The sequence below is a fragment of the Aquella oligotrophica genome, assembly GCF_002892535.1.
Taxonomy (GTDB): Bacteria; Pseudomonadota; Gammaproteobacteria; order Burkholderiales; family UBA11063; genus Aquella; species Aquella oligotrophica.
In genome coordinates this window covers 1,473,805-1,498,738 of record NZ_CP024847.1, presented here as the reverse complement: position 1 = coordinate 1,498,738, position 24,934 = coordinate 1,473,805, and the positions used below count along the sequence as shown (strand labels likewise).

Annotated in this window: 22 protein-coding genes; 7 read left to right on the top strand and 15 right to left on the bottom strand. The window is 36.4% G+C overall.

Going from position 1 to position 24,934, the window contains the following annotated elements; translation table 11 throughout:
• Positions 1 to 20: 20 nt before the first annotated feature.
• Positions 21 to 473, top strand: coding sequence for an IS200/IS605 family transposase (gene tnpA, locus CUN60_RS06835; protein WP_102951321.1), 453 nt, complete (start codon positions 21 to 23; stop codon positions 471 to 473).
• 84 nt (positions 474 to 557) lie between these two features.
• Positions 558 to 1,967, top strand: a complete 1,410-nt coding sequence (locus tag CUN60_RS06830) for an IS4 family transposase (RefSeq protein ID WP_102951320.1) — start codon at positions 558 to 560, stop codon at positions 1,965 to 1,967.
• A 1,511-nt stretch (positions 1,968 to 3,478) separates the two neighbouring features.
• On the opposite strand, the gene CUN60_RS12910 is transcribed toward CUN60_RS06830, so the two are convergent.
• Positions 3,479 to 3,769, bottom strand: coding sequence for a hypothetical protein (locus CUN60_RS12910; RefSeq protein ID WP_158649324.1), 291 nt, complete (start codon positions 3,767 to 3,769; stop codon positions 3,479 to 3,481).
• A gap of 744 nt (positions 3,770 to 4,513) precedes the next feature.
• On the opposite strand from CUN60_RS12910, the gene CUN60_RS06815 reads away from it, so the two are divergent.
• From CUN60_RS06815 to CUN60_RS06805, 3 genes are all read left to right on the top strand, one after another.
• Entirely contained in the window at positions 4,514 to 5,326 is an 813-nt protein-coding gene (locus CUN60_RS06815) for a hypothetical protein (RefSeq protein ID WP_102951317.1), read from the top strand.
• Between the two features lie 81 nt (positions 5,327 to 5,407).
• On the top strand, positions 5,408 to 5,617 hold the full coding sequence (locus CUN60_RS06810) for a hypothetical protein (protein ID WP_102951316.1): 210 nt from the start codon (positions 5,408 to 5,410) through the stop codon (positions 5,615 to 5,617).
• Positions 5,618 to 5,863: 246 nt separating this feature from the next.
• Entirely contained in the window at positions 5,864 to 6,388 is a 525-nt protein-coding gene (locus CUN60_RS06805) for a hypothetical protein (protein WP_102951315.1), read from the top strand.
• Between the two features lie 506 nt (positions 6,389 to 6,894).
• On the opposite strand, the gene CUN60_RS06800 is transcribed toward CUN60_RS06805, so the two are convergent.
• The 3 genes from CUN60_RS06800 to CUN60_RS06790 form a co-directional block, all read right to left on the bottom strand.
• Entirely contained in the window at positions 6,895 to 8,010 is a 1,116-nt protein-coding gene (locus CUN60_RS06800) for a tyrosine-type recombinase/integrase (protein WP_102951314.1), read from the bottom strand.
• 691 nt (positions 8,011 to 8,701) lie between these two features.
• Positions 8,702 to 8,965, bottom strand: coding sequence for a DUF1543 domain-containing protein (locus CUN60_RS06795; RefSeq protein ID WP_102951313.1), 264 nt, complete (start codon positions 8,963 to 8,965; stop codon positions 8,702 to 8,704).
• Positions 8,966 to 9,080: 115 nt separating this feature from the next.
• A complete protein-coding gene (locus tag CUN60_RS06790) occupies positions 9,081 to 9,380 on the bottom strand; it encodes an HU family DNA-binding protein (protein ID WP_102951312.1) in 300 nt (99 codons plus the stop codon).
• Between the two features lie 229 nt (positions 9,381 to 9,609).
• Here CUN60_RS06790 and CUN60_RS06785 point away from each other — a divergent pair, with 229 nt between their 5' ends.
• Positions 9,610 to 10,512 (top strand): cupin domain-containing protein, encoded by a 903-nt coding sequence (locus CUN60_RS06785; protein WP_222593230.1) that lies wholly within the window; start codon positions 9,610 to 9,612, stop codon positions 10,510 to 10,512.
• Positions 10,513 to 10,523: 11 nt separating this feature from the next.
• Positions 10,524 to 11,237, top strand: coding sequence for a helix-turn-helix transcriptional regulator (locus CUN60_RS06780; RefSeq protein ID WP_102951311.1), 714 nt, complete (start codon positions 10,524 to 10,526; stop codon positions 11,235 to 11,237).
• Between the two features lie 85 nt (positions 11,238 to 11,322).
• Here CUN60_RS06780 and CUN60_RS06775 read toward each other — a convergent pair whose 3' ends face one another.
• From CUN60_RS06775 to CUN60_RS06725, 11 genes are all read right to left on the bottom strand, one after another.
• On the bottom strand, positions 11,323 to 12,372 hold the full coding sequence (locus CUN60_RS06775) for a ribonucleotide-diphosphate reductase subunit beta (protein WP_102951310.1): 1,050 nt from the start codon (positions 12,370 to 12,372) through the stop codon (positions 11,323 to 11,325).
• Positions 12,373 to 12,415: 43 nt separating this feature from the next.
• Positions 12,416 to 13,756 carry a signal recognition particle-docking protein FtsY gene (ftsY, locus tag CUN60_RS06770; RefSeq protein WP_425266153.1) on the bottom strand — a complete coding sequence of 447 codons (1,341 nt, stop codon included), beginning with the start codon at positions 13,754 to 13,756 and terminating at the stop codon, positions 12,416 to 12,418.
• A 127-nt stretch (positions 13,757 to 13,883) separates the two neighbouring features.
• Positions 13,884 to 14,828: a tRNA (adenosine(37)-N6)-dimethylallyltransferase MiaA gene (gene miaA, locus CUN60_RS06765; protein ID WP_102951309.1), complete on the bottom strand. Its 945-nt coding sequence runs from the start codon at positions 14,826 to 14,828 to the stop codon at positions 13,884 to 13,886.
• Positions 14,818 to 15,756 (bottom strand): Abi family protein, encoded by a 939-nt coding sequence (locus tag CUN60_RS06760; protein WP_102951308.1) that lies wholly within the window; start codon positions 15,754 to 15,756, stop codon positions 14,818 to 14,820. Before CUN60_RS06760 ends, miaA begins: the two co-directional genes overlap by 11 nt.
• Before the next feature lie 58 nt (positions 15,757 to 15,814).
• On the bottom strand, positions 15,815 to 16,996 hold the full coding sequence (locus CUN60_RS06755; RefSeq protein ID WP_102951307.1) for a trans-sulfuration enzyme family protein: 1,182 nt from the start codon (positions 16,994 to 16,996) through the stop codon (positions 15,815 to 15,817).
• Positions 16,997 to 17,014: 18 nt separating this feature from the next.
• The gene (gene speA, locus CUN60_RS06750; protein WP_102951306.1) at positions 17,015 to 18,913 is read right to left on the bottom strand and encodes a biosynthetic arginine decarboxylase; all 1,899 of its coding nucleotides are present in this window, start codon (positions 18,911 to 18,913) and stop codon (positions 17,015 to 17,017) included.
• A gap of 17 nt (positions 18,914 to 18,930) precedes the next feature.
• Positions 18,931 to 20,301 (bottom strand): APC family permease, encoded by a 1,371-nt coding sequence (locus CUN60_RS06745; protein WP_102951305.1) that lies wholly within the window; start codon positions 20,299 to 20,301, stop codon positions 18,931 to 18,933.
• On the bottom strand, positions 20,298 to 21,704 hold the full coding sequence (locus CUN60_RS06740; protein ID WP_102951304.1) for an APC family permease: 1,407 nt from the start codon (positions 21,702 to 21,704) through the stop codon (positions 20,298 to 20,300). The genes CUN60_RS06745 and CUN60_RS06740 overlap by 4 nt, the downstream gene beginning before the upstream one ends.
• Before the next feature lie 2 nt (positions 21,705 to 21,706).
• Positions 21,707 to 22,654 carry an agmatinase gene (gene speB, locus CUN60_RS06735; RefSeq protein ID WP_102951303.1) on the bottom strand — a complete coding sequence of 316 codons (948 nt, stop codon included), beginning with the start codon at positions 22,652 to 22,654 and terminating at the stop codon, positions 21,707 to 21,709.
• 1 nt (position 22,655) lies between these two features.
• Complete coding sequence (locus CUN60_RS06730; protein ID WP_102951302.1) at positions 22,656 to 23,186, bottom strand: dihydrofolate reductase family protein; 531 nt, start codon at positions 23,184 to 23,186, stop codon at positions 22,656 to 22,658.
• A 117-nt stretch (positions 23,187 to 23,303) separates the two neighbouring features.
• Complete coding sequence (locus tag CUN60_RS06725) at positions 23,304 to 24,839, bottom strand: APC family permease (RefSeq protein ID WP_102951301.1); 1,536 nt, start codon at positions 24,837 to 24,839, stop codon at positions 23,304 to 23,306.
• Positions 24,840 to 24,934: the final 95 nt, after the last annotated feature.

Below are 24,934 nucleotides of genomic sequence, written 5' to 3'. Positions count from 1 at the left end.
TGCTATACTAAAATCTTGTTATGAAGACAAGTATATATTGGCATAAAAGCCATAATGTAACGGTATTGATATATCATTTAGTATTTCCAGCTAAATATAGGCGAGCAGTGCTGAGCCATATAGTTGACTTAACACTAAAAGAGATATGTCTTGAAATAGAAAAGCGTTATGAGTTAAAGTTTTTAGAAATAGGCTCAGATAAAGATCATATACATTTTTTGGTTCAATCAGTACCAATGTATAGTATAACTAAGTTGGTGACACTGTTAAAAAGTCTAACCGCAAGAGAAGTCTTTAAAAAGCATCCTGAGATAAAGAAGATACTATGGGGTGGAGAGTTCTGGAGCGATGGATATTTTGCTAGTACGGTAGGTAGGCATGGAGATGAAAAGATGCTAGCTAAGTACGTAAAGAATCAAGGTGTGACAGATTATGAGTTGTTGCATGGTGATTATCAATTGAAACTATTTTGATACCCCGCTGCTTGCGGCATAGCATTACCCACAAGTAATAGAATCATCTTATAATTCCTGCTTGACGATAGCTAGGAGTTAGGAATGGAAGATTGGGTAATCAATGAGTTAAAAGATATTGAATTAGGAGATAAGCGCTTAAATATCAGATGCAGAAATATTTTGAATGGTTTATCCGTAAGCCCCGAAAAAAGTATCCCAGGGGCTTTGGAAAGCTGGCGCGAAACAAAAGCTGCCTACCGCTTTTTTAGTAATAACAAAGTTGATGAAGTAAAAATACTGGAGCCCCACATTAATGCAACCAAAGAGCGGATGAGCAAAGAAAGCGTAGTCCTCTTGTTACAAGATACCACTGATATTGATTACTCAAAATATCAGAGTTTAACGGATATGGGCTTTCTAGGCGAAAAGAAAATTGAGCACCGGCACGGGTTCTTTTTACATCCGACCATTGCCGTTACTCCAGATAAAGTAAATCTTGGTGTTGCCCATAGCATAACCTGGAAACGTGAGCAAATCAAAAACCAAGGGTTAAGGAAGGTAACTCCAATAGAGGAAAAAGAGAGTTATAATTGGCTACTTAGCTATCGTGAAACAAAAGAAATAGCTAGACAAATCCCAAATACCCAATTCATTAATATTGGTGACAGGGAGTGTGACATATACGAATTCTTTCATGAATATGATTCTAAAATAGGAAATGCCAACTTCATAGTGCGAAGCGGAAGAGATAGATGTACGTCCAGTAAGGGTTTAAAAGTGTGGGAGCAGTTAAGGCGTGCTCCAGTAATTGCCAATATTAAATTTAAGTTACCCCGTGGATGGCATACACCGCGTAGTAAGGCTAAGGTTAAAAGAGAAGTTCGGACTGTGGTCCAGGATGTACGGAGTGTTGAGGTTGAGTTAACCCCATCGTCTTATCATCCATCCAGCCTAAGCGATGTCAGGGTTTATGCGGTAATGGCCAGTGAAATAAATGCTGAAAACCTCAAGGATAAAGTAGAGTGGGTATTGTTTACTACAATACCGGTTACTACAGCAGAAGATGCCTTGAAGATAATACAGTATTATATTTGCAGGTGGCAGATTGAGTTATATTTTAAAATCTTAAAAAGCGGTTGTAATATAGAATCTAGGCAGCTGGAAAACTATGGTAGGTTAAAGACTCTGTTAGCTATTTTTATGATAGTAGCCTGGCGCATACAATATATAACCATGTTTGGTCGTACAAACCCGGATCAACCATGCGATGTGATATTCAGCAATGCTGAATGGCAATCTGTATATGTGATTTTAAATAAAGATAAAGTATTGCCAGCGCACCCTCCAACAATATACCAAATGATACGAATGATTGCACAATTAGGTGGTTTCCTTGGTAGAAAAAATGATGGGGAGCCTGGGATTAAGACTATATGGACGGGTTGGCAGAAAATGAAAGATTATGCATTAGCCTGGGAAGTATTCAATACCCACAAAAATACTTGTGGGTAATGCTATGCTGCTTGCGGCGGGGTTATTCATTGGAGAAAGGACGCACGAAGCGTCCTTTAGTTTGTTATAGCGACCGACTAAGTCAGTCAGTTAATAAACCGGAAGCCAGCCGAACTGGCTCCGAACCTGACAGGTACCCCAAGAGGTAGCTGCTAAGGAGCAGATGCTCCCATTTACAGAATTTAATGAAATCAAATTCTGTTAGAGCGAATTTCGCTCATTTAGGAATCAAATACAGACAAGTCTGATTTGTTCCTGGCATCAACCAGTAATCATGAGATTACCTATGACACCATGTTCACCTTACCAGCCAGGCTAGTAAGGGTAGCAAGTCTACCAATCTCTGAAATAGAATTCCAGAAATCCATTCACAAGAAACATAAGCCTACCTGTTGCCAGATAATGCCCACCATAAAAACATGTGAATGTTAGGTAATTTAGTGATTGATCTACAGTTATCATTTGGAATTTTCCTTGATAGAAAATCAAGGAGTACTTTTTGCCCACAGGGGGCGTAAAGCACTCCCTGTGGGTTATGAAACGTAGATTCGATTGCGTATAGATACAATTATCCTATTCTGAAGCGGTGCCACCCGTTTCAGTACTTAACCTTAAGATTAAGAAAAGGACATCCTTACCGTCCGCCTATCAAATCCAGTCTTGACAGATTTTTTATTAAAGTGACTGAAAGGGGAGCCATCCCCTTATCAACTTGTCAGTGAGTCACCTACATTGTAAACTAATATCACAAGGATAATAGTTCCCGTACTGATAGTACTAAATAATCCTGTTGTCACAGGTTTATCTTTCCCAACAGTTCCACCCCAACTTTCGTTCACAATCTGGCTTGGTGCCACCAGTTTGCTATCAGTTTCCGGACTTTCGTCCTGATGTATCTGAACCTACTCATCGAGTCTACCACTCATATGCCTGTATGATAGCCGCCAAGCTATCAGATTTCACATGTTTATCGGTTATCCAGCGATAACCTGCCATCACATGTTACTCAAGCACTTAGAGTCTCCCCGCATAATTACAACTGCTTTAAATGCGCTGTTTGCCGCCTTGCGATTAGTTCACCTTGCCATTGCTGGCAACGTGTGGGTTATAAGGTTCCTGAAAAGTCACCCCCACGCCAGTTTAATAATCGTATCAAGTCTCGCCTCATCGGCACGGACACATCTGCATCTTCCCAGATAGAGAGTCGAATACTCCCATGTACATTCTTAAACAATGTCCAGCGATCCAGTATTATCCCGTGCTCTGCACGATATTTTACTGGTACCAGGTAGTCCAACAGCCTTTCGACCATCTCATACCCCTGCGTCCTTTCGGAACGCCTCAGCAGCCTCGAATGTCTGGCTCCGTCATACAGCTCACGCTATACTAGGAGGTGGATTAGCAAGTTTGCCAACTTGCAGAACTTCTTTTTGAATAGTCGTCCTTTGTCACCACTTTAGTTGTAACAGGCTCATCGCTTCAGTCGTGGCTCGCGCCCTTTACTTTCACGATTAAGCTACATCAGCCAATAATGGCTCTTGTGTAGCCAGTAGTTTCCAGATTTCTCTGTTATCTACCTGCCGGCTCACGGTCATCCAACCTTGCACCACCTTACGATGCAAGCATTTGCGAATGTGGATAGAAGAAGTTTTGACACTCCCGCCCCACTCGTAGCGACAGCGAATCACTCTTCGCGATACTGCGCTTCGGCTTAAGGCACAAAAGCAGATTGGCAATCTGTTTTGTGTACAATGTATTGCAGCTTCAGGAATTGGCGGTTCCATCCGACTGCGTACTGACAAGATTTTTTGTTAAAAATATTGAACTGATTGGCAGTCAGTTATGGATCCGCAAATTTTACTCCTTTTTGCTGCGGGTTTCATTGATGGCAAAATTCTAAACCAACCAAAAAAAGTTTGCAACCTTTTTTTGACTGATTTTCGCATTTTGCATAGGAACCTTTACGTATATCTCATAACAACGCGTTGTTATTATCTTATTCCCAGTTTTGAAAAAACTGGGTTCAGCTATATCCATAAATTTTGCTTTTTGGCAAAATTTATTACTTTTTAGCATCTAAAGAGGTAAAAATGCGTTTCCCTCTTTAAAACTCCCTCGCAGTTAAGGATTATCCTTAACAAACCAATGCATATTATTTGACTATCTTATATTAACCAGTATCTGAATCGATTAGCGAATCTGGTTCCGCGACCTGACTATGAATTTTTACTATGTAAAACGCACTCAAGCCTAGTAATAATTTGATTAGTAAGTGTGAATAAACTATGGATAGCTTTACGTCCGCAAGCGGACTACCTCTCCACAATTTATTCTACATCTTACACATCGCTGACTGTCGTCAGCAATTTAACAAATTATTAACAGGACGTGCTAATTAACAGTCAGGTCGCGGAATAATAATAATTTTTTTGAGTGTGGGATTTGGTTTTCTAGAGAAAGAAGAGAGTAAAAAATCAACGGATCTGTTTATGTTTTTGAATTTTTATTCCGGTAAAATGTCATGTTAATTAATTGAAAGAATAGCTATGAGTAAATATGAACATAAAGCTGATCTGAGCAGAATTGAAGTATGCAAAAACCTGACAGGATTTCTTAGAACAATTCAGTTAACATTAAAATCAGGATATCGCTACTATACAAGTGGACATATTTCACGCGATAAGGTTATTAATGTCATCAATAAATTTGATAGATATTATGATATCTGCGAATCAAGTATGGATCGTACCAGACGACATAAATTAAATCAGCCAACAGTAATGTTAAAACTATTCTTTCCTCAAAGTGGATCTGATAATGATATTTTTTCATTTATCTTACTTGCCAGACCCGGTATAAATGAATCAATTGATCATCCTTTCTTTTTTAGAGAAAAATACTCTGATGCATTCGATAGAAAACATCGGATAAACGTCAATGGCTATGAGTTTGTAAGAGTAAATAAAGAGCAGTATAAATTTGATTCAAATGAAAAATCAGTCAAAGTTCCTGGTGTAGTAGGGGCTTGGACTATTGGTTTATCAGATAAATATATTAGAGATACCCAAAAAGAATATGATGAGTCTTTAGTTAAAAATAACTGGTTCAATGTAAATGCAATTAGATGTAGCCTTACAAAATCTCTACCTTTTCATAAAGTTCGCAAGGATTATTATTACATGCGTAAATTCTTTAACGAGCGTTTTGATGAGGTAGTGAAATCACAAGGTTTAAATAAAGGTTACGTCAATTTATATGTCATGCCAAAGCAGTTAGGATATATGACTGCAGTAAAAATATACAGACTACCATTATCAGAAATATTAAGCAAAGAGTCAATTCTTAAAAAAGTTGTTTAGAAGAAATCACTATGTACTTTTATGTTTATTTAACTTTCTTAGTAACAGTTTTTGTAAATAAGGTTAGAAAAGAGAGACAGCATGAATTTTATGCAGATATTTGGGATTGAAACAATTGTGGTACCAAATCCTGATGAGAAAGGAGTCTTGGTTAAATCTGGACTTCGTAAGATAGGGCTTAGCAGTCTATATAATAAGATGCCAACAGACTATTCATATCGACAACGATCCAGCCCGATTGTTTGCAGCAATAATGGGTGTTCAGTAAAACGAATCAAAGGGGATTTATAATGAAAGACTTTAAAAGTGCGTTGACATTAGCATTTATAACATTTATTTTTCCTTTAGAGAAGATAAATGAAAATAATAAACGGAAAGCTCTTCAGTAATAAATTGAAAATATGGCAAACGGTAAATAACTCTGATTAAGGGTTTTATACTGATCTTACCAAAAGAATTAATGGAAGTTGCGCACGGGTTGCCACTTCGAGCACTTAAATTGGTTTAAAAAAATGTCATGGATAATGGGAAACTATAATGAAGAAAAAAAACAATACAGAACCGCTCTTATTGCTGCCACATGAACTAGATAGGTGGTCATTAAAATACACGTCCATTCCCGACAAAAGAATAATGGTGTATCTACTGAACTTGGTCAGAGTCTCAAAATACACGGCAAGGGAAAGGTTAAATAAAAAAATAGGTACATCAAGGTACAATCTCCTGATCCAAATTACGCGAAGTATCCTGGAGCGAATAGGGGAAGGTCCAGCGAAGATTAAAGCGGAGGTATGGTATCAGAGTATTGATCAAATGAAAATAGAACTCATCAAAAAACTAGAGCCAGCTAAATCTGAATATAATCTGTACAATCTGATCAAAGAGTTAACTGTAAAAATACCAAAGGATTATATTAAACTTGAGGAGCCAGGTAAAGTAAAATCACAGAAGAAACTGTTGAAACCAACCAAGCCAGTGGAACAACCCGTAAAGCAGAAAACACCAGCAGTAGTTATCAAGAAAAAGCTCAAACTTCCTCCCAAAATTATCATTGTAGAATAACTTCCAAGTAGTGGTCACATGACCACTATAATGGTTACCCCTTAAAATCACAAGAAATCAATCATTCGCGGGAAAGTATCTCCGTAGCCGGCGCCGCTCTCGCGCCTTAGTAACCCATCCTGAACAAATCTAAGCATATATGCCAATTAACAGTTTTAACGTTGATAAATTAGTATTAATGGGGTTTTAAAGGGGTAAGCTCGTCGCACCCCTTTTACTTAATGCACCGCAGGTTACTTGTTGCGATATATTATGGCCACCGCGGCCATTATTCATTAAATATATCGGGGCAATAGCACCGATACCCGGGGAGTTATCAACACCCAACGGGGTGTTGTACTTTGTAGAGTATGAAAAGTATATAGTATGGGGAACTTAGTGATACTGTTTTATTTAGGGATTTTGGCATTTTCTATGTGATTAACCCTTATTTTACTATTATAATTGTGATAAAATGAGAGCCTAGCCAAATAGAAATATAAGCATAACCAAGATAGGACTAATAATTATCCACAGTTTTGTTTACCAAAATTGGAGTTAGTTTTCTGGTGACGTATATCATCATCAATGTGGACATATCTCATAGTTGTTTCAAAATAACAATGTCTCATATTTTCTTTAACAACTCTTAAATCGATACCTGCATCTACTTGAGCAGTTGCAAAAGAATGCCTTAACCAATGTGGAGATAAACGTCGTAATTTGTCAATTAATACTGGATCACTAATTGATTCAGTAAGTAATAAACACGTGGATTTAATTATATACCAAAGATGACCAGAGCTAATAGGGGAGAATCGTCTATCATTTTTACGCAATATTATCAAAGGGATATGGGATTCATCTTTAATCCGTTGATATAAAGGAACAATATTATGATAAGCCCGATACTCATCAAGTGCTATTGCCAGTTCAGTAGTAACTGGAATTAAGCCCATTTTATTACCTTTTCCAGTTACCTCAAGCCATAGTCGGTGATTGATTAATTTGATATCATTCATGGTTGCATTTACAATTTCATTTCTTCTGCAGCCAGTATAAAATAGAAGCTTGAATACCCACAAAACTCTTATCTTACTATCCTGCAATTTATCACTTGAAGCAGGTAATTGTTGAATAAAATCAATAATCAAACTAAATTCATCTGTAGTTAAATATTTGCTTTGTTTAATAAATGAGTAATATGAGTATTTTGGTAATCTGAATCTAAAGCTAAATGAATTCGTACTAAGCTCTCCAGAGTTAAATAAATAGCTAAACATGTGCTTGATGGCAAGAAGATTTGAATAGATGGATTTATTTGAAAGGGCTTTCTGAAATGGTCTCCATCCAGGGTGACTAAACTTGTGTCTTTGTATATTACACCAAGACGGATCAGGTGTCTTTATAAACTCAGCATAGCTTAGCAAATGATACCTGGTAATCGACTCGATAGTAAGATTGTTGTATTTAATCCATAAATAAAATCTTAGGACAATTACTCGGTATGTAATATAGGTATTTTCACAATAAGTATACTCACGAAGCCATAGTAAGATAAGGCGAGCATCAGAATCTATAGGGATAGACTTACTAGAGCGAGTAAAGTAAGTGAGCATATTCGATAAAATAGTCGAAAGCATTGCAAAACCTTGTTTTTAATAAGGGGTACAAAGTTTAGCACGTAATGGCTATTAATTCATTCTGCAATGCGGAAATAAAAGATAAATGAAAGTAAAAGTTTGAATTAGATTGACGGAAAAAAAGAATTTGTAGTAGAATTATCAATGTTCAAGTCTACACGAGAACAATTTTGCGACGTGGAGTCAGTGTTAATAGACAACTCCACTCGTAAAATTTTTTACACTAACATCGGATTATAAAAGTAAGACCAATACTTTAATAATCTACTTAACCCTTAGCAAGAAGGATCTGCATTATGTCTAATGCACAGCATAATTATATCACATCATACCCAAATTGCAACAATTTTATATCCTCAAATTTGTATCCAAATAACTACAGTTTAAATTCTAAAATTAATGAAGATTTCACTATTATTGTTATAATAGTGAATTTATTATTGGTGCAATTATTTTTGGGTATATCATAAGCAGAAACCTTTTACTGTGGCATATACTCCACTTTGACATACGCCCAGTACCTGCTGAATAAATTCTGACTCGGTAATGCCTGCGCACTGATTTATTTGTTGATAATTTCGACATCACCGGCTAGCATTCAGATAGCCAATATTTTGTAATACAACTATTGCTTCCAATAATAATCGCCAAGCACAACCATCATAATCTTGTGTTATGTCTCATTCTTTAGCTACAATGCTTTAATTTCGCTATAATTATAAATTTTATTTTCTATATGTTGGGTGCTTGGTTGTAAACTAAGAGAATATCCCTCAACTTGATTGATTTCCTGAATACCATCTATATGCATTTGTTTAGCTTTAAATACATCTTTTGCCATTACTTTTGCCTTAGCAGCAGCGGCAGTATCAGAAGCTACTAAAAATTGTGAATGTAATTCGTACATACCAATATCATAATCATAATAGCCTACATGAATAATAAATAACTTCATCCCAAATACCTTCAAAAATAAATCTTTATGATAAACCAAATATTGTTGCCAATTCTGGAATTAGCAAAAGTATATTCCTTTTAGGCAACAATACTTGATAAAATGATAAAAAAGATTATTTGGCTTTTTTATCCTTGGCAGCTGGAGCCACCGCTTCCTTCAATGTTGCACCAGCAGAAAACTTGGGAGCTTTACTAGCGGCTATTTTAAGCTCTTCACCAGTTTTTGGATTACGACCAGTTCTTGCCGCACGTTCCGCAACACTGAAAGTGCCAAAACCAACTAATGTAACCTTATCTCCTGCTTTTAGAGTAGCAGTAATGCTTTCCATAAATGCATCTAATGCTTCGCCAGCTTTTACTTTAGAAATATCAGCCTGAGCTGCAATAGCATCAATTAATTCACCTTTATTCATAGAATTTCCTTTCAAAAAGAGGCTGATTATAACAGATCTTTAGAATCTGGTATGATACTTATAGGTGAAAGCCCCTATAGGAATAAGAGAATAGCACTTAAATTCTATTTTATATTTTTCTGGTTTATGAAATAATATTGTCAGGTTAACATGATCATGCTTAATTTGATAACTGATTATCTTCGATATAAAATCAGAAATTAAATAATCCCACTTGGAGTAAAATAAAATGAATAAAAAATTTGATAATGGTCACTATCTGGAATATACCTCAGCGGCTAATCCGCGGATGCCTGCTATAGTTCCTCATGTAATGCTGCCTGACTTTAGTTTTACAAAAACAGTAATTACCTCGGTTGATCTCTCCAAAGAGCTAGTTACCGATTATCGCGCAACAACGCCCAATTGTTTAGCTAGCTTTATAACCATATTAACTAATGAGAGTATTAATTGTGCAGCAAATGCTACCTCACATTTATTTGTGGTGATTGCAGGTTCTGGAACTGCTAAATTTGCAGATGGTGAAATAAGCTGGAAAGAAAGGGATGTTTTTGCTATTCCTGGTGGAGCGAAAGATATTTTACTTACCGCAAATGCAAATTCTGTATTATATTGGGTTAATGATGAGCCAATATTAAGTTACCTAGGAGTTAGTCCACATCGACAAATCTTTGCTCCGACTTTATTTCCAGCTGAAAAAATTATAGCTTTTGCCAATCAGTTTAATCAGGATGAAAAAGCCCAAATGCGCAATCGAAATGGGGTCTTATTAGGTAATGAGGCTTGTCCGTTAACCAAAACAATTACCCCCAGTTTATGGGCATTATTTAATGTAATTGAACCAAATTCAACTCAATTACCGCATCGGCACAATTCAGTTGCGCTAGATTTGAGCCTTAGCGCTAAAGCTGGAGTTTATACCCTTATGGGACCAGAACTGGACGAAAATGGCACGATAAAAAACGCTCAACGCTTTGACTGGGGAAATGGTGTAGGATTTATTACGCCTCCAGGCTGGTGGCATGCACATATTAATGAATCCGATGAATCAGCGATTGTTTTACCGGTTCAGGATGCTGGACTTCAGACATATATGCGCACTTTATTTATCCAGTTTAGCTCGAAAAGGTAAATAAGTTAACCATGAATAATTGCGATAATATTCACATAAAAAATCTGGTAAACTCGATTAAATTGATGTCTGGGTTTAGCAAAGACATGGCAATTGGAATTAAAAACCTTAATTCTGAGCATATCTATTTATCTGAATATTGTCGCTATCTCTTTAAGGTAGAAAAAGACGTATCTGGTTTGGTTTCAATTTGGCCAAACTACAGCTTACTATCTTCAATTGAAGATGACCAACAAGTTTTTGCCACTAAAATAGCAAAAACCTTCGTAATATTTTGTAGTAATGAACAACTCCTTGTACCATTTTTATTTACCAAAACTCCATTAATTGATCCATCAACTCAGGAAGTCTTTGGCTTAATTTATTATGGAATAGAATATCCATATTTTGACATTCATGAGCAAATCGCTGCCAACTTTAACAAAGACTTTATCGAAGATAATCTCAAGATAGAATTAAGCCGGCGGGAAAAAGAAGTTATTTTCTTTTTTATGGCAAACTGTTCGAGTCTTGAAATTGCTGAAAATATTGGTAAAATCTATAACAAAACGATTACTAAAAGTACAATAGACAGTATCTTTAGCAATCAACTTTATTTAAAATTTAACGTAACTAGCCGGGTAAGACTTCATGAGAAGCTGGCAAAACTTGGTTATGGCTCAATAATTCCAAAAACAATGCTAAATAACTCTGTTTTTACAACGGAGCAGTTTGATATTATATAAAATGATCGTCTGATTACCAGAAAATGTATGACGAGATAGTACGTAAAGTATGGCAACTTATTTAAACTGCCATACTTATAAGACCTTAATCCCAATCTAGTGCACCACCAGTTTGGTACTCAGTTACACGCGTTTCAAAGAAGTTTTTCTCTTTCTTCAGATCTATCATTTCACTCATCCATGGGAATGGATTCGTAGCTCCCGGAAATAACTCAGATAAGCCAATCTGAGTCATCCTACGATTACAGATAAAGCGTAAGTACTCTTTAAACATGCTGGCATTAAGCCCAAGAACACCGCGTGGCATGGTATCTTCAGCGTAAGCATACTCAAGATCAACGCCTTTACTGAATAACTCAACTAACTCTTGTTTAAATGATTCTGTCCATAATTCAGGATTTTCAAGTTTAATCGTATTAATCAAATCAATCCCAAAATTACAATGCATAGACTCATCACGTAAAATATACTGATATTGCTCAGCTGCACCAGTCATTTTATTCTGACGCCCCAAAGCCAATATCTGTACAAACCCAACATAAAAGAAGATTCCTTCCATAATGCAGGCAAATACGATTAGAGATTTCAGTAATTTTTGATCATTTTCAAGTGTTCCAGTTTTAAATTCAGGATCAGTTAATGTGTCAATAAAAGGAATCAAAAACTCATCTTTTGCTTTAATCGAAGAAACTTCATGGTAAGCATTAAATATTTCACCCTCATTAAGTCCAAGGCTCTCAACTATGTATTGATAAGCATGGGTATGTATTGCCTCTTCAAATGCTTGGCGTAACAAAAATTGACGGCATTCTGGCGCAGTAATTTGCCGATAAGTACCAAGCACAATATTATTAGCAGCAAGACTATCCGCTGTTACGAAAAAGCCAAGATTACGCTTAACAATCTGTCTTTCATCTGCGGTCAAGCCATTTGGATTTTTCCATAGTTCAATATCGCGTTGCATGTTAATTTCTTGCGGCATCCAGTGATTCGCACAAGTTGCCAGATATTTTTCCCATGCCCATTTATATTTAAATGGAACTAATTGATTTACATCGGTCTGTCCATTGATAATCCGCTTATCAACAACATTAACGCGATTACTGCTTTGTGAAGCCATAGAATCTTGTGTCATTTAGGTAACCTCAAAAAATATACTTATAGAATAATAATTCATTTTAGTCGAGTAAAGCCTCAACATACTCTTTTGCCGTAAACGGACGTAAATCGTCTATACTTTCACCAACACCAATAAAACGTAATGCTACTGGACGCTCTTTGACAATAGCACAAATCACCCCACCCTTGGCAGTTCCATCAAGCTTAGTTAATACCAAACCAGTAAGTCCAAGTGCATCATCGAAAGCTTTCACCTGATTGATCGCATTCTGCCCAATTGTTGCATCCAAAACTAACATTACTTCATGCGGAGCACCCGGTAATGCCTTATCAATAACCCGTTTAACCTTTTTAATTTCTTCCATAAGATTTAATTGGGTTGGCAACCTACCTGCAGTATCAGCTAGGACAATATCAATTTTACGAGCAATCGCGGACTGGATTGCATCGTAACAAACAGCAGCCGAATCACCAGATTGCTGAGCAATAACCGTTACATTATTACGTTTACCCCACTCCATCAGTTGCTCTTTAGCTGCTGCACGGAAAGTATCACCCGCTGCTAGCATAACGCTTTTACCTTGCTGCTGGAAATATTTGGCTAATTTACCAATGGAGGTTGTTTTTCCAGCTCCATTAACACCAACCATCATGATCACAAATGGCTGATGATTACTGGTATCAAGTGGAACTTCAAGCGGCTTGATTAATTCTACTAATGAGTCGGTTAATGCAGTTTTAAGTTCAGCTCCATCTTTAAGTCCACGAAGGCTCACCTTATCGCGAACATTCTCAAGTAAGTGCATGGTTGCTGCGACACCAACGTCAGAAGTTAATAAAACTGACTCAAGCTCTTCGTATAGATCTTCATCAATTTTACCGCCACCAAAAACCCCTAGTAGTTTCTTACCAAGCACATCACGGGTTTTACTAAGTCCTAGTTTTAATCTTTGTGTCCAAGAAAGTTTTTTCAGGTGCACTTGCTCTTCCTGAATTTCTTCAACTTCCTGCTTTACTTCATCACTTACATTAGCAATCTCACGAATATTTGCATCTGCCATATAAGTTGCTTCAAAGCCACGAGTTAACTCATCACTAGTTTCAGAGTTAGTCTTAAGCGAAGGGGTTTCTTCATTTGATACTTCTATAGTATTACTACTAACTACTTCTGAAGTTTCTAATGAAGCTGGCTCATGTTGCTCGATAAAATCTATTGGTTTTAGCTCAGTGATTTCATCTGATTTGACTAACTCAACTGGTTCAACAGATATATCTTGACTAATTTCAACAACTTCTTCATTAGCTACTTCAACTATGTCTATATTATCTTGTTGCTGATTATCTTGAACAACTACCTGCTGTTCTTCTTTCTTTTTTTTCTTAAAAAAACCAAAAACCATCATTCTTCTTTCTTAACCCACAAAACACTATATATAGTGTTTAAGTGATAATTATAACACAAGCTATAGGAAAATCAACTTATTTATCAAGCAAATTAATTTGTAAAAAATAGATCTCTATCCTAGCTTAATAAATCCAACTACTGATTAAATCTAGAGTTTTTTGTAGTAGTATGCTCTGATTTAGTTGGGGATCATCAATAACTTGAAGTGGAAGACTGCGTAGCCAAGTAAGCTGGCGTTTTGCCAATTGCCGTGTTGCTGCCATCCCTTCCATCCTAAGCCCCTCATAATCAATGATACCTTCAAGATAGCTCCACACCTGAGAATAACCAACCATACGCATTGAATTATGCTTATCCGTCAATTCAGGATATTGTAAGCGTAAATTAGCAACTTCATCAATAATCCCCATTTCAAGCATTGAATCAAAGCGCTGATTTATCCTTTGATGTAAAAGCTCTCGATTGGTAGGCATGATACCTAATGATAAATACTCACAATCCGGTAGTCCGGGAATCCATTTTTCTTTCTGCATTATAGACATCGGTTTACCACAAATATAATAAACCTCAAGCGCACGTTCAATTCTCTGTCTATCATTTGGGTTAATTTTAGCTGCCGAGACTGGGTCTAGCGCCATTAGTCTCTGATGCATTGAAAGATTTCCATTTTTATCAAAATCAATCTCGAGTTGCTGACGGATTTCGGGATTTGCCTCTGGAAGTTCAGAAATCCCATTAATTAAGGCATTGAAATACATCATGGTGCCGCCAGTTAGTACTGGTAGTTTCCCTCGTTCACATATATCACTAATACATTGATTACAATCTTTTAAAAAGTCAGCGACTGAGTAGTTTTCAAGTGGCGATAAAATATCAATTAAATGGTGTGGTACTTGTAATAATTCTGCTCTAGATGGTTTTGCACTACCAATATCGAGCCCACGATAAATCAAAGCAGAATCAACACTGATAATTTCTATTGGCAAATGATTTGCTAGACCAAGCGCGATAGCTGTTTTACCCGCTGCGGTTGGTCCCATCAAAAGTATGGCACGCTTATTTGCCACTCATGACTTCCTGAAATAAACTTTTCCAATTAACCGGGAATCCCATTGCATCTACATTTATATTATAGATTTCGATTAAGCCAGTCAATTTTTTATAAAATGGTTCATGAAATCCAAGAACCTTCAAAACATAAAGAATCAGCACCAATACGGTATAAATTCTGCTCCCCTCACACAATGCCTGACTTATTGCCCGATGTTCATCATCAACTATACATTCAAAGCTGAAATTTCGGTTCCAGATCCGATTATGATGTGCGGCATAATTGCGAATTAATGTAAGATTATCTAAAACAGCTTGTAATACGCTGTAATGAATACGGTAACGTTTAGCAACTGCTGCTTTATCTTCCTGACTCTTCAAATTCATAAACCATTTGCTTAGTTGTCCGATTGAAGTTAGTTCAATTGCAATCCAGACTGGCGGCATTTCTGGGTCATTATAGCGATGGTAATATTCGCTAACCAGTAAATCATGACTGGCTTTAATCTGGTACTGTAGTTTTTCGATACTATCATTTAATAATCGATGATCACGAAATAACTTATGCTTCATATAAAAGTGCGGACCATACTTCCAACTAAGATTAATAAATTGAGTCCTTACCGAAATCTCTATTTTTTCAATAGCTTCAAGAAGTAAATTCCTTAATCTACTATCAAACTCATAAATCTTAACAACATCTTTAAAATTGGTATTTACTTTATAAAGCCGTGAAGTAGTATCGGCAAAAAAAGGAACAGAATAACTTAGAAAACGATGAAAATAAACTTCCTCAAGAAAATCCTTGGCATATGGATAATCATCAATAACCATACCACGCGCACGCAAAATTTTGATTTGATCATCTACGTCAGCTGGTGGATTTAAATAGATATTCCGCTGTTCAAATAAATCATGCATTTCCTGATTGCTATTATCTATCACTAGCTGCTATCTCCTTGATAATATTTTATTTTGACCTTGTCGATTTATCCTAGAGCAGTTAGCTCATTGCTTGCTCGAGATCTTTGATAATATCTGCTACATCTTCAAGTCCAACCGAAAGCCTAATCATTCCTTCGCTTAGTCCAATTACCTCACGTGCTTCACGTGTCATTGCCGCATGCGTCATTGATGCCGGATGAGTTATCAGGCTCTCAGTTGAACCAAGGCTTTCAGCTAAGGCACAAAGTTTTACTTTATTCATCACCGAAATTGCCTTATCATAGCCCTCAACCATTTCAAAAACTAGCATACCTCCGTGATAACCAAAGGGATGCTGTTTTTTTGCTAATTCAAGCTGTGGGAAATCATCAAGTCCTGGATAAATCACTGAGCTAACCTTAGGATGATTTTTTAAATATTTTGCCACCTGCAAGGCATTATCTGAATGCTGTTTTATCCTTATCCCTAATGTTTTTAAGCCCTGTAAGATCAGCCACGCTTCAAATGGTGCCTGAATATTGCCCAAATTTTTGCGTGTATATTCAAAATCTGTCGCTAGTTGCTGATTAGTAGTCAATAATGCCCCACCAACTGTTGAATTATGACCATCAATATATTTAGTAGTCGAATATAAAATAATATCAGCGCCTAGATCAAATGGTTTTTGTAGCGAAGACATAAATGTATTATCTACGACAAGTGGAAGGTTATTTTCTTTAGCTATTTTACTAATCGCTTCAATATCATTTAATTTAAGAGTCGGATTAGCTGGAGTTTCAAGAAAAATCAGTTTAGTATTGGACTTGATAGCCTTGGCTACATTCTTAGGATCTGCGGCATCAACATAGCTAGCAGTAATCCCATATTTAGAAAGAATACTGTCAATTAGTCGGACACTGCCACCAAAAAGCACATCGGAACAAATTAAATGCTCATCCTTTTTCATTAATGTCATAAGTAATGTACTCATTGCCGCCATTCCGGTAGCAAAGCAGGTAGCAAAGGAGTTAGCCCCTTCAATTGCAGCTAACCTTAGCTCTAAAGATTTGACAGTTGGATTTGATGAACGCGAATAGGTATGCCCTTTATTTATACCAACTCCTTCTTGAGCATAGGTTGCCGTCTGATAAATTGGCGGTAAAATTGCTCCAGTAACCAAATCTGGGCTGGTTCCACCATGAATTGAACGTGTTGCTTCACCTGCTTCGGTTAAATCCCGATTTAAATACCTGCTTTCCATCTACATTACCTTAAATAATTAGACTAAATAAGTATGAGAATTAAATACCTGCTTAATCTGGCTAAATAATTCATTCTGCTCTGCTTTAGATATTTTTAGCCCAGAAATTGCCGATTTAAATAAATCCTGCATTTCCTTCACATCATAACCAACATGCTCCAATGAGTCTTTATTCGCAAAAGCATCATGGATTTCATCAATAGTAAAGCCACCCTTGCCATCAAGTGAAATATCCAGCGTGGTAACCTTCCCAAATAGATTATGCATATTACCCATAATTTCCTGATAGGCACCAACTAAAAATATTCCAATCATGTATGGATTATTAGGATCAAAACGCGGCATTTTTAACGATGGTTCATTCCCCTGAAAATCCATATAGTTATTTATTTTCCCATCTGAATCGCAAGTAATATCTTCTATCATTGAACGCATTACTGGCTCTTCATTCAAATGTGAAATTGGCATTACCGGGAATAACTGCGAAATCGCCCAACTATCTGGCATCGACTGAAATAACGAGAAATTAGCAATAATCTTTTTAGCCAAATCTTCATCCAAAATATCATAAAGTTCACGGTGTGAACGGAATAATGGATTAAGCCGTTTTACAATTTCAAGTTTAATATGTGAAAATAGCTGCTCTGCCATGGCACGTTTTTCTAAAGTTAGATTACCTTCGGCAAAACGGTTATGCATACTTTCAATGGCAAGGATACTCGATGAATAAATTTCATTTATTGGCAATTTATCAAAAGAATCGAGCATATTATCGAGTTCAACCAAGTCTTCATCATTAGTTTTACCAATATCAGGAACTTCTTCACCGACAACGCTTTCAACTTCAACAACATTGGTTACAAAAACAGCATGGTGTGCAGTAGTTGCGCGTCCAGATTCAGAGTAGACCTGCGGAATAGGAACATCATTTTTATCGGCAAGCTCCTTAATTTTTGATAGCATAGTAAAAGCATAATCACCAAGACTATAATTAGTTGAATTAAAGCTACGGCTACGACTTCCTTCATAATCAACGGCTAAACCACCACCAACATCAATGACTTTAAGATCAACACCAAGCTTACATAAACCAACATAAACATGTGCTAATTCATTGATATAGTGTTCAATATCCTTAACATTAGCAATTTGCGACCCCTGGTGACAATGGATTAGGTGCAAACACTCAAGCATTTCGTTAGTGCGCAATAACTTCAACAATTCAAGAATCTGGGTTGTACTAAGCCCGAATTTAGATTTTTCGCCACCAGAATGTGCCCACTTACCAGCCAAAGTTAATGCTAACCGGCAACGTACACCAAGTAAGGGCTTAACCCCTAACTCTTTTGATAATTCAATTGCGTGATGTGCTTCTTGCATTTTTTCAATAACAATAGTAATGTTTCGTCCAATCTTACGCGCAATTAAGGCGGTACGAATATAATCTTTATCTTTATAGCCATTACAGATAATTGGCGTTTTATTATTTTTAACCATTGATAGTACCGCCAGAAGCTCTGCTTTACTTCCAGCTTCAAGTCCGTTATTGGCTTTTGCTAATACCACGCTTTCAACTACAGCACGATTTTGATTCACCTTAATTGGGTAAATCAGTGTATATTCAGGTTTATAATTAAGTTCTTTTCTAACCGTATTAAAGGCTTTAGTAATGCGCTCAACTCTATCCATTACAATATCAGTGAATCTAAGCACCAGCGGAGTTTCAAGGTTATGCTTTTTCTTGGCAAATTCAACAATATCAACCAGCGATAACGGTACATCCTTAACATATTTACCACGTTTGACGGTTAAGAAGCCACTTTTATCGACATCAAAATAACCATTTGCCCAACCATTTACACAATAAAATTCTTTTGTTTTTTTGTAATTCCATGCCTGTTCTTTAATTTGTGCCATTCAGCTGTCCTTTTTAACTAAGCTGCTCTACGAGCATAAATTATAATTCCGACGATTATAAAAATTGCCGGCCCCCCGATTAATTCTAATTCATAGATAAGGATATCATGTGCCGTTTTAAGATCACTAGTTGGCACGAAGGTTAAACCAATCCCGAATAATACCGCAACAAAAGCAATAATAGCGATTAATTTACTAAAAAAATCATTAAGTATGGTTTTCTTAAGCTTTTTCTGGCTTCTTAATCGAAAATAGGCAATAGCCAAAAAGAGATATGGCAAGAAATAGATTATAGCCGCCATTAATACCAGTACTAGATACATTGAATTTACAGTCGGGAGATATTGGGTTAGTAATATTATCAAAGTTACAATTATGCCCTGAAAGATAAGAGCATTTGCTGGTACTTGATTCTTATTTAACTGTTGCAGCCATTTTGGTAAAATACCTGGCTCGCTACACTCAAAAAACATAACAGTTGGCGCAATCAACCATAGAATTATTGCACCAAACTCAACTATGACAATTGCGGCAATCAAAATCTTTACTATTTCAGCAATATGTAATTTATTAGTAACAGCATAAAATGCATCAACTAAGCCTGTAGTATTTGATAACTCATGCGGGGTTAAAATAAAATTAATCGCAAGCGTACCTGCCATATAAAGGATAATCAGAACAATGCCACTAGACAAGACACCGATTGGTAAACTACGCTCAGGTTTATCGATTGATTGCGCTAAAGTTGGGATTAATTCAAGCCCACCAAGAGCAAACATCAAAAGTGCCAAATTAGATAGATTATCAAAGGCACTGTCTTTTGGAACTAGGTTGGCTATTTCAAAAGGAGTGGCAGGATTATGATATAACATAATATAACTAACTCCGGCAACAATAATGAAAATAACCAAGCCAATATTTAATATACCCGCCAATCCAGCTACTTTAGCTATCTTTTGCATACCAAATATATTTAAAATAATGGCAAACCAGAAACCAATAATTACCACCATAACGATAAAATGATGGTTAGCTGCAAGATCCTTATTGCCAATAAAGTAAGCAAGGTTTGCTGCCATAAACGTCAGAAGCCCCGGATAATAAAAAAGATTATTTGTCCAGTAAAACCAGGCACTAAAAAATCCGCTAAAAGAACCAAGCCCCTCTTTTACCCATAAATATACCCCACCATCTTTATCATAATTAAGTGATAATTCAATAATCATTAAAGATAAGGGTATAAAAAAGAGTAATACACCAAGAGCCCAAAATAGAAGTGCTGGTGTACCAATTGCACCAGCTACGGGTATCCAACGAATCCCTAGACAGGAGGCAATCATTAATAAAACAACTGAAAAAACACCTATTTTTTTTGTAGTATTACTCACAATACTTTCTGCCTTATTAAATTACGTTCTTTACGTTTATAGAGCAAAATTGCCATAATAACAAATATAATTGGACCACCGATTAATTCAAGCTCATAGATAAAAACTTGAAATTTAGTAGTAAGATCTTCTGTTGGGATTACCGCAAGACACATTGCAGTTAAAATAGAAACAAAAGTTAATATCGCCATAAGTTTTGCCATATTATCCGACAAAATCTGCCGTTCAAGATAGCGTTTTTTTCTTATCCGAATATAGGCAACCGAAAGAAAAAGAAAGGGCAAAAAATAAATAATTGTTGACATTAATACTAGTACAGTGTACATCGCATTTACACTAGGCATAAATTGAGTTAGTAGGACTATGACCGTGACCAATACCCCCTGAGCAATTAATGCATTTGCCGGGACATAATTCACATTTACCTTTTGTAACCAGACCGGAAGAATCCCCTTCTCTGCACATTGAAAAAACATGATACTTGATGTAATAAGCCAGATATTAAGCCCACCAAATTCAACGATAACCAAAGAGATAATAATAAATTTTGCCATCCACTCAGGCCAATGAAGTTTTGCTACAATAGCATATAAAGACTCGACCAAACCACTAGTTTTACTGAGTTCTTTTGGAGTCATGATAAAATTTATAGTAATTGTTCCAATAATATATAAAGATACCAGTAATGCCCCGCCAATTATTATTGCTTTAATAAGATTTTTGTCGGGATTATCAATTGAGCGACTCATAGTTGGAATCATCTCAACCCCAGCAAGAGCCAACATTAACATAGTAACACTTGAGAGACTATGAAACAAATCTTTTTGTGGCAAGAAAGCTTTCCAGTGGTAATGAGTAACGCTATCACCGTGATAAAGAATATAATACACCCCAGCAATTATTACAAATAATCCTAACCGAAAATTCATTAAACCAGACAAGGTAGTTATCTTAGCAATTAGATGTATCCCAGCAATATTAAAAAATACCGCACCCCAAAAGAAAATAATTACCACCACCACTACAAAATGAGGGTTGGTTGCAAGTGAGTGATCACCTATAAGATAAGCTAGATTAACCGCAATAAAAGTGAGTAATCCGGGATAATAAAATACATTATTAATCCAGTAAAACCAAGCCGTGTAAAATCCAGACTTATTACCTATCCCCTCTTTTACCCAGAGATAGACACCACCATTATCCTTATAGTTTAAAGAGAGTTCAATTACTATTAATGCTAATGGCACAAAAAAGAATAGCGCAGCAATAATCCAAAAGAAAATAGCAGAAGGCCCCAAGCCTCCTGCAACAGTAATCCAGCGGATCCCAAGGCAGGAGGTCATAATCATAAAAACCACTGCTTTTAATCCAAGCTTGGTTTTGCTACCCAAATTATCTGTCATGCTTATTTTTTGCTACTAGCAAGTAGGCAAATTATGTCGCAAGCAACGTGTGCGCCTGCTAATGCAGTTATTTCAGCATGATCATAACTTGGTGCAACCTCTACAACATCAGCACCAATCAGATTAATTCCCTGTAAATTACGTAAAATCGCCAATGCCTGCGCACTATTTAGCCCACCTGGTACAGGAGTACCTGTACCAGGTGCATATGCTGGATCAAGACAATCAATATCAAAGGTAAGATAAGTCAGGTTATTGCCAACAATTTCTTTTACTCTCTCGACCACTTTTTGCCAGCCATTATTATGTACATATTCTGCATCAAGAATATTAGTTCCCATAAAATCCTCATTCCAAGTGCGAATACCAATCTGTACCGATTTTGCCGGATCAATGATGCCATTTTTTATCGCTTTATAAAACATGGTACCATGATTAAGTGAATATTCCTCATCATCAGCCCAAGTATCGCAATGCGCATCAAAATGGATTATGGATAAACCTTTCCCGTATTTTTCTGCCATCGCTAGTAAAATTGGATAGGTAATATAATGATCGCCACCAAAAGTTAATGGAAATACATCATATTCAAGCATATTTTCAATATGATCTTTAATGCTATCACGTACTGTCAATGGGTTATGTGGATCAAGAAAACAATCACCATAGTCAATAACAGCTAAACGCTCAAACGGGTCAAAACCCCAAGGATAAGGTAAGAGTTCTGCCAATTGCACTGATGCTGCGCGAATCGCTCGTGGCCCTAATCTAGCACCGCTACGATAAGTAACCGCCAAATCAAAAGGAACTCCACTAACCGCTACATCAACACCAACTAAAGATTTACTATAGTTTCTACGCATAAAACTAGTAGCACCACCATAGGTCATTTCAAAGTTTGAACCTTTTAGTTCACTGCGGGAAATTGCTGCATCAACCAGTACCGACATATTAGTTTTCCTTAAAATTTTTTATATATTTTACCTGAATAAGACCACTTGGAAAATGCTCTATTTTTTGAAGCGAGTAAATACTTTCCCCAATTCCCATCTTAAAACAGCGAATCCCATTACCAAGAATAATAGGTAGTGTAGTAATTGTCATTTCATCTACAAGATTTTGCTTAATTAACTCTGAAATTAATACCGCTCCACCGTCAGCATAGATATTTTTACCTTCTGCCAGAATTTCAATTACTGTTTTTGTTAGTTCACTTGTAAAAATAACTCTACTATCTGAAGGTAAATTCTTTTGTAACGTTATAACATAGCAGGGTTTGTTATATGGAAATTCGGGAAAGGTAAGTACTTTCTCATACGATTTTCGCCCCAAGAGAATAACATCAATATCGGAAAGAAATTCATCATAACCATAATTCTCACCGGGTAAACTAAATTGCCCCAACCATTCAACATCACCATTACGTTTTGCTATATATCCATCAATGCTACAGGCAAAAAATAAACGTAACTTTCCTCTCATAATCTCAAACCATGCAAAAATAAAACCTAATACATCATTTTACCATTATAGCTAACCCTATCGAACATTAAAAATGCCACCAATTATATGGTGGCATTTTTAGAAATTCAGCTAGTTTTATGTATAGGATTTTTGATTTAACAATAAACGATAGAATATGATAGCAAAAGCAAAAAAAGCTAACATTGGCAATAGCGTATGCAATTTATCCATATCTTGAAGCTTGGCAAAAATCGACATTATTGCCAAATAGGCAAATAAAGACCATGACGAGCGAAATGCCAGCATAGTTTTTTGCGGGTTTAAGCGATAATAAGCCATACAATAGACAATAAAAAATACCAGATGCATTACCAGAGATAGTAGCATTGCGGTTGTACCGCATTGTACCAGCAGGTAGCTCACAATCAGATAGGCAAATAAACTAACTGATTTGCCAAAAGGCATTTTAAATGCACGGCTCTTTTCTGGCTGATTTTTCCGTAATGCGCTAAATGCTAATGGAACAGCAAGACATGAAATTAACTGAAATACTGTTACAACAATCATTATTTTTTGCCAGTTATCAAAAAATATCACTAAAACACCACATAAAATCATGGTAAAAATTAGCGAAGTTCTAGAGATAAAGAATTTTGGATTCATTTTGGCAAATATGCCTGGCATCTGATGATCTTCTGCCATCGCATTTAACATACGAGCACCTGAACCCATATATAAAATTCCAGTACCAGAAGGACTAATTGCAGCATCTACATATAATACAAGTGCTAGCCAGTTAATTCCAAGAATTACCGCAAGATCAGCTAGTGGTGAATGAAAATTAAGCGAATGCCAGCCATTAGCTGCAATTGTAGCAGTATCCATTGCGCCAAGGAATGAAACTTGCAAAATTAAATAGATGATTAGACAAACAATTACCGAACCAGCCAAAGCCAACGGGATATTCCGACTAGGGTTTTTCAATTCCTTAGCAAAAACGGTAATCATGCTAAAACCATAGAAAGCATAAAAAATACCACAGGTTACTACTGCCGTAAAAGCGTTACCAATTCCATATGGTGCAATTGAATCTTTATATGCGGTAAAGTTTTGGGGATGAAAAGCTGCAAAAATAAATAATAATCCAACCGCAGCTGGAACAATCATTTTAATGGTTGTAATTGCATTATTGGCTTTAGTAAGGGTTTTGATTCCCCAATAATTAAGTAGCCCATAGATTCCAATTATCGCATAGACCATCAATATCCCAGGAAAGGTCAGATTACCGTTAACAAACATGATCCTATCTACCGCAGGAAAGGCAGTTGCCAGATACTGAACAGTTGCCATTGCCTCGGAAGGAATCGAGGATACCATGGAAAACCAGTTTGAAGAAGCAACAATAAAGCCATAATCCCGATTATGGGTAATAGTTAGTAAGCGGGAGAAAAGCCCAGTCTCCTGATACATGGTTGCAACTTCGGCAAGAAGTAAAGCCAGCATCAATGATAAGGTAGCACCAATAATCCAAGATAGGATTGAAATTGGACCAGCGTATTTAGCAGCATAATAGCTAGCAAAAAGCCAGCCACTACCAATAATTGAACCAACCCCGATCGCAATTGCCGAAAATAGGTTTGGTTGTTTATTTGGATCAATCTGATAACCCATAAAATTCCCCATTCTAAAATAAAATTCAAAATACTATAATTAATTATTTAATCTAGAATGGGATTGTATCAAAGTAACTCAAACTATATTATTGC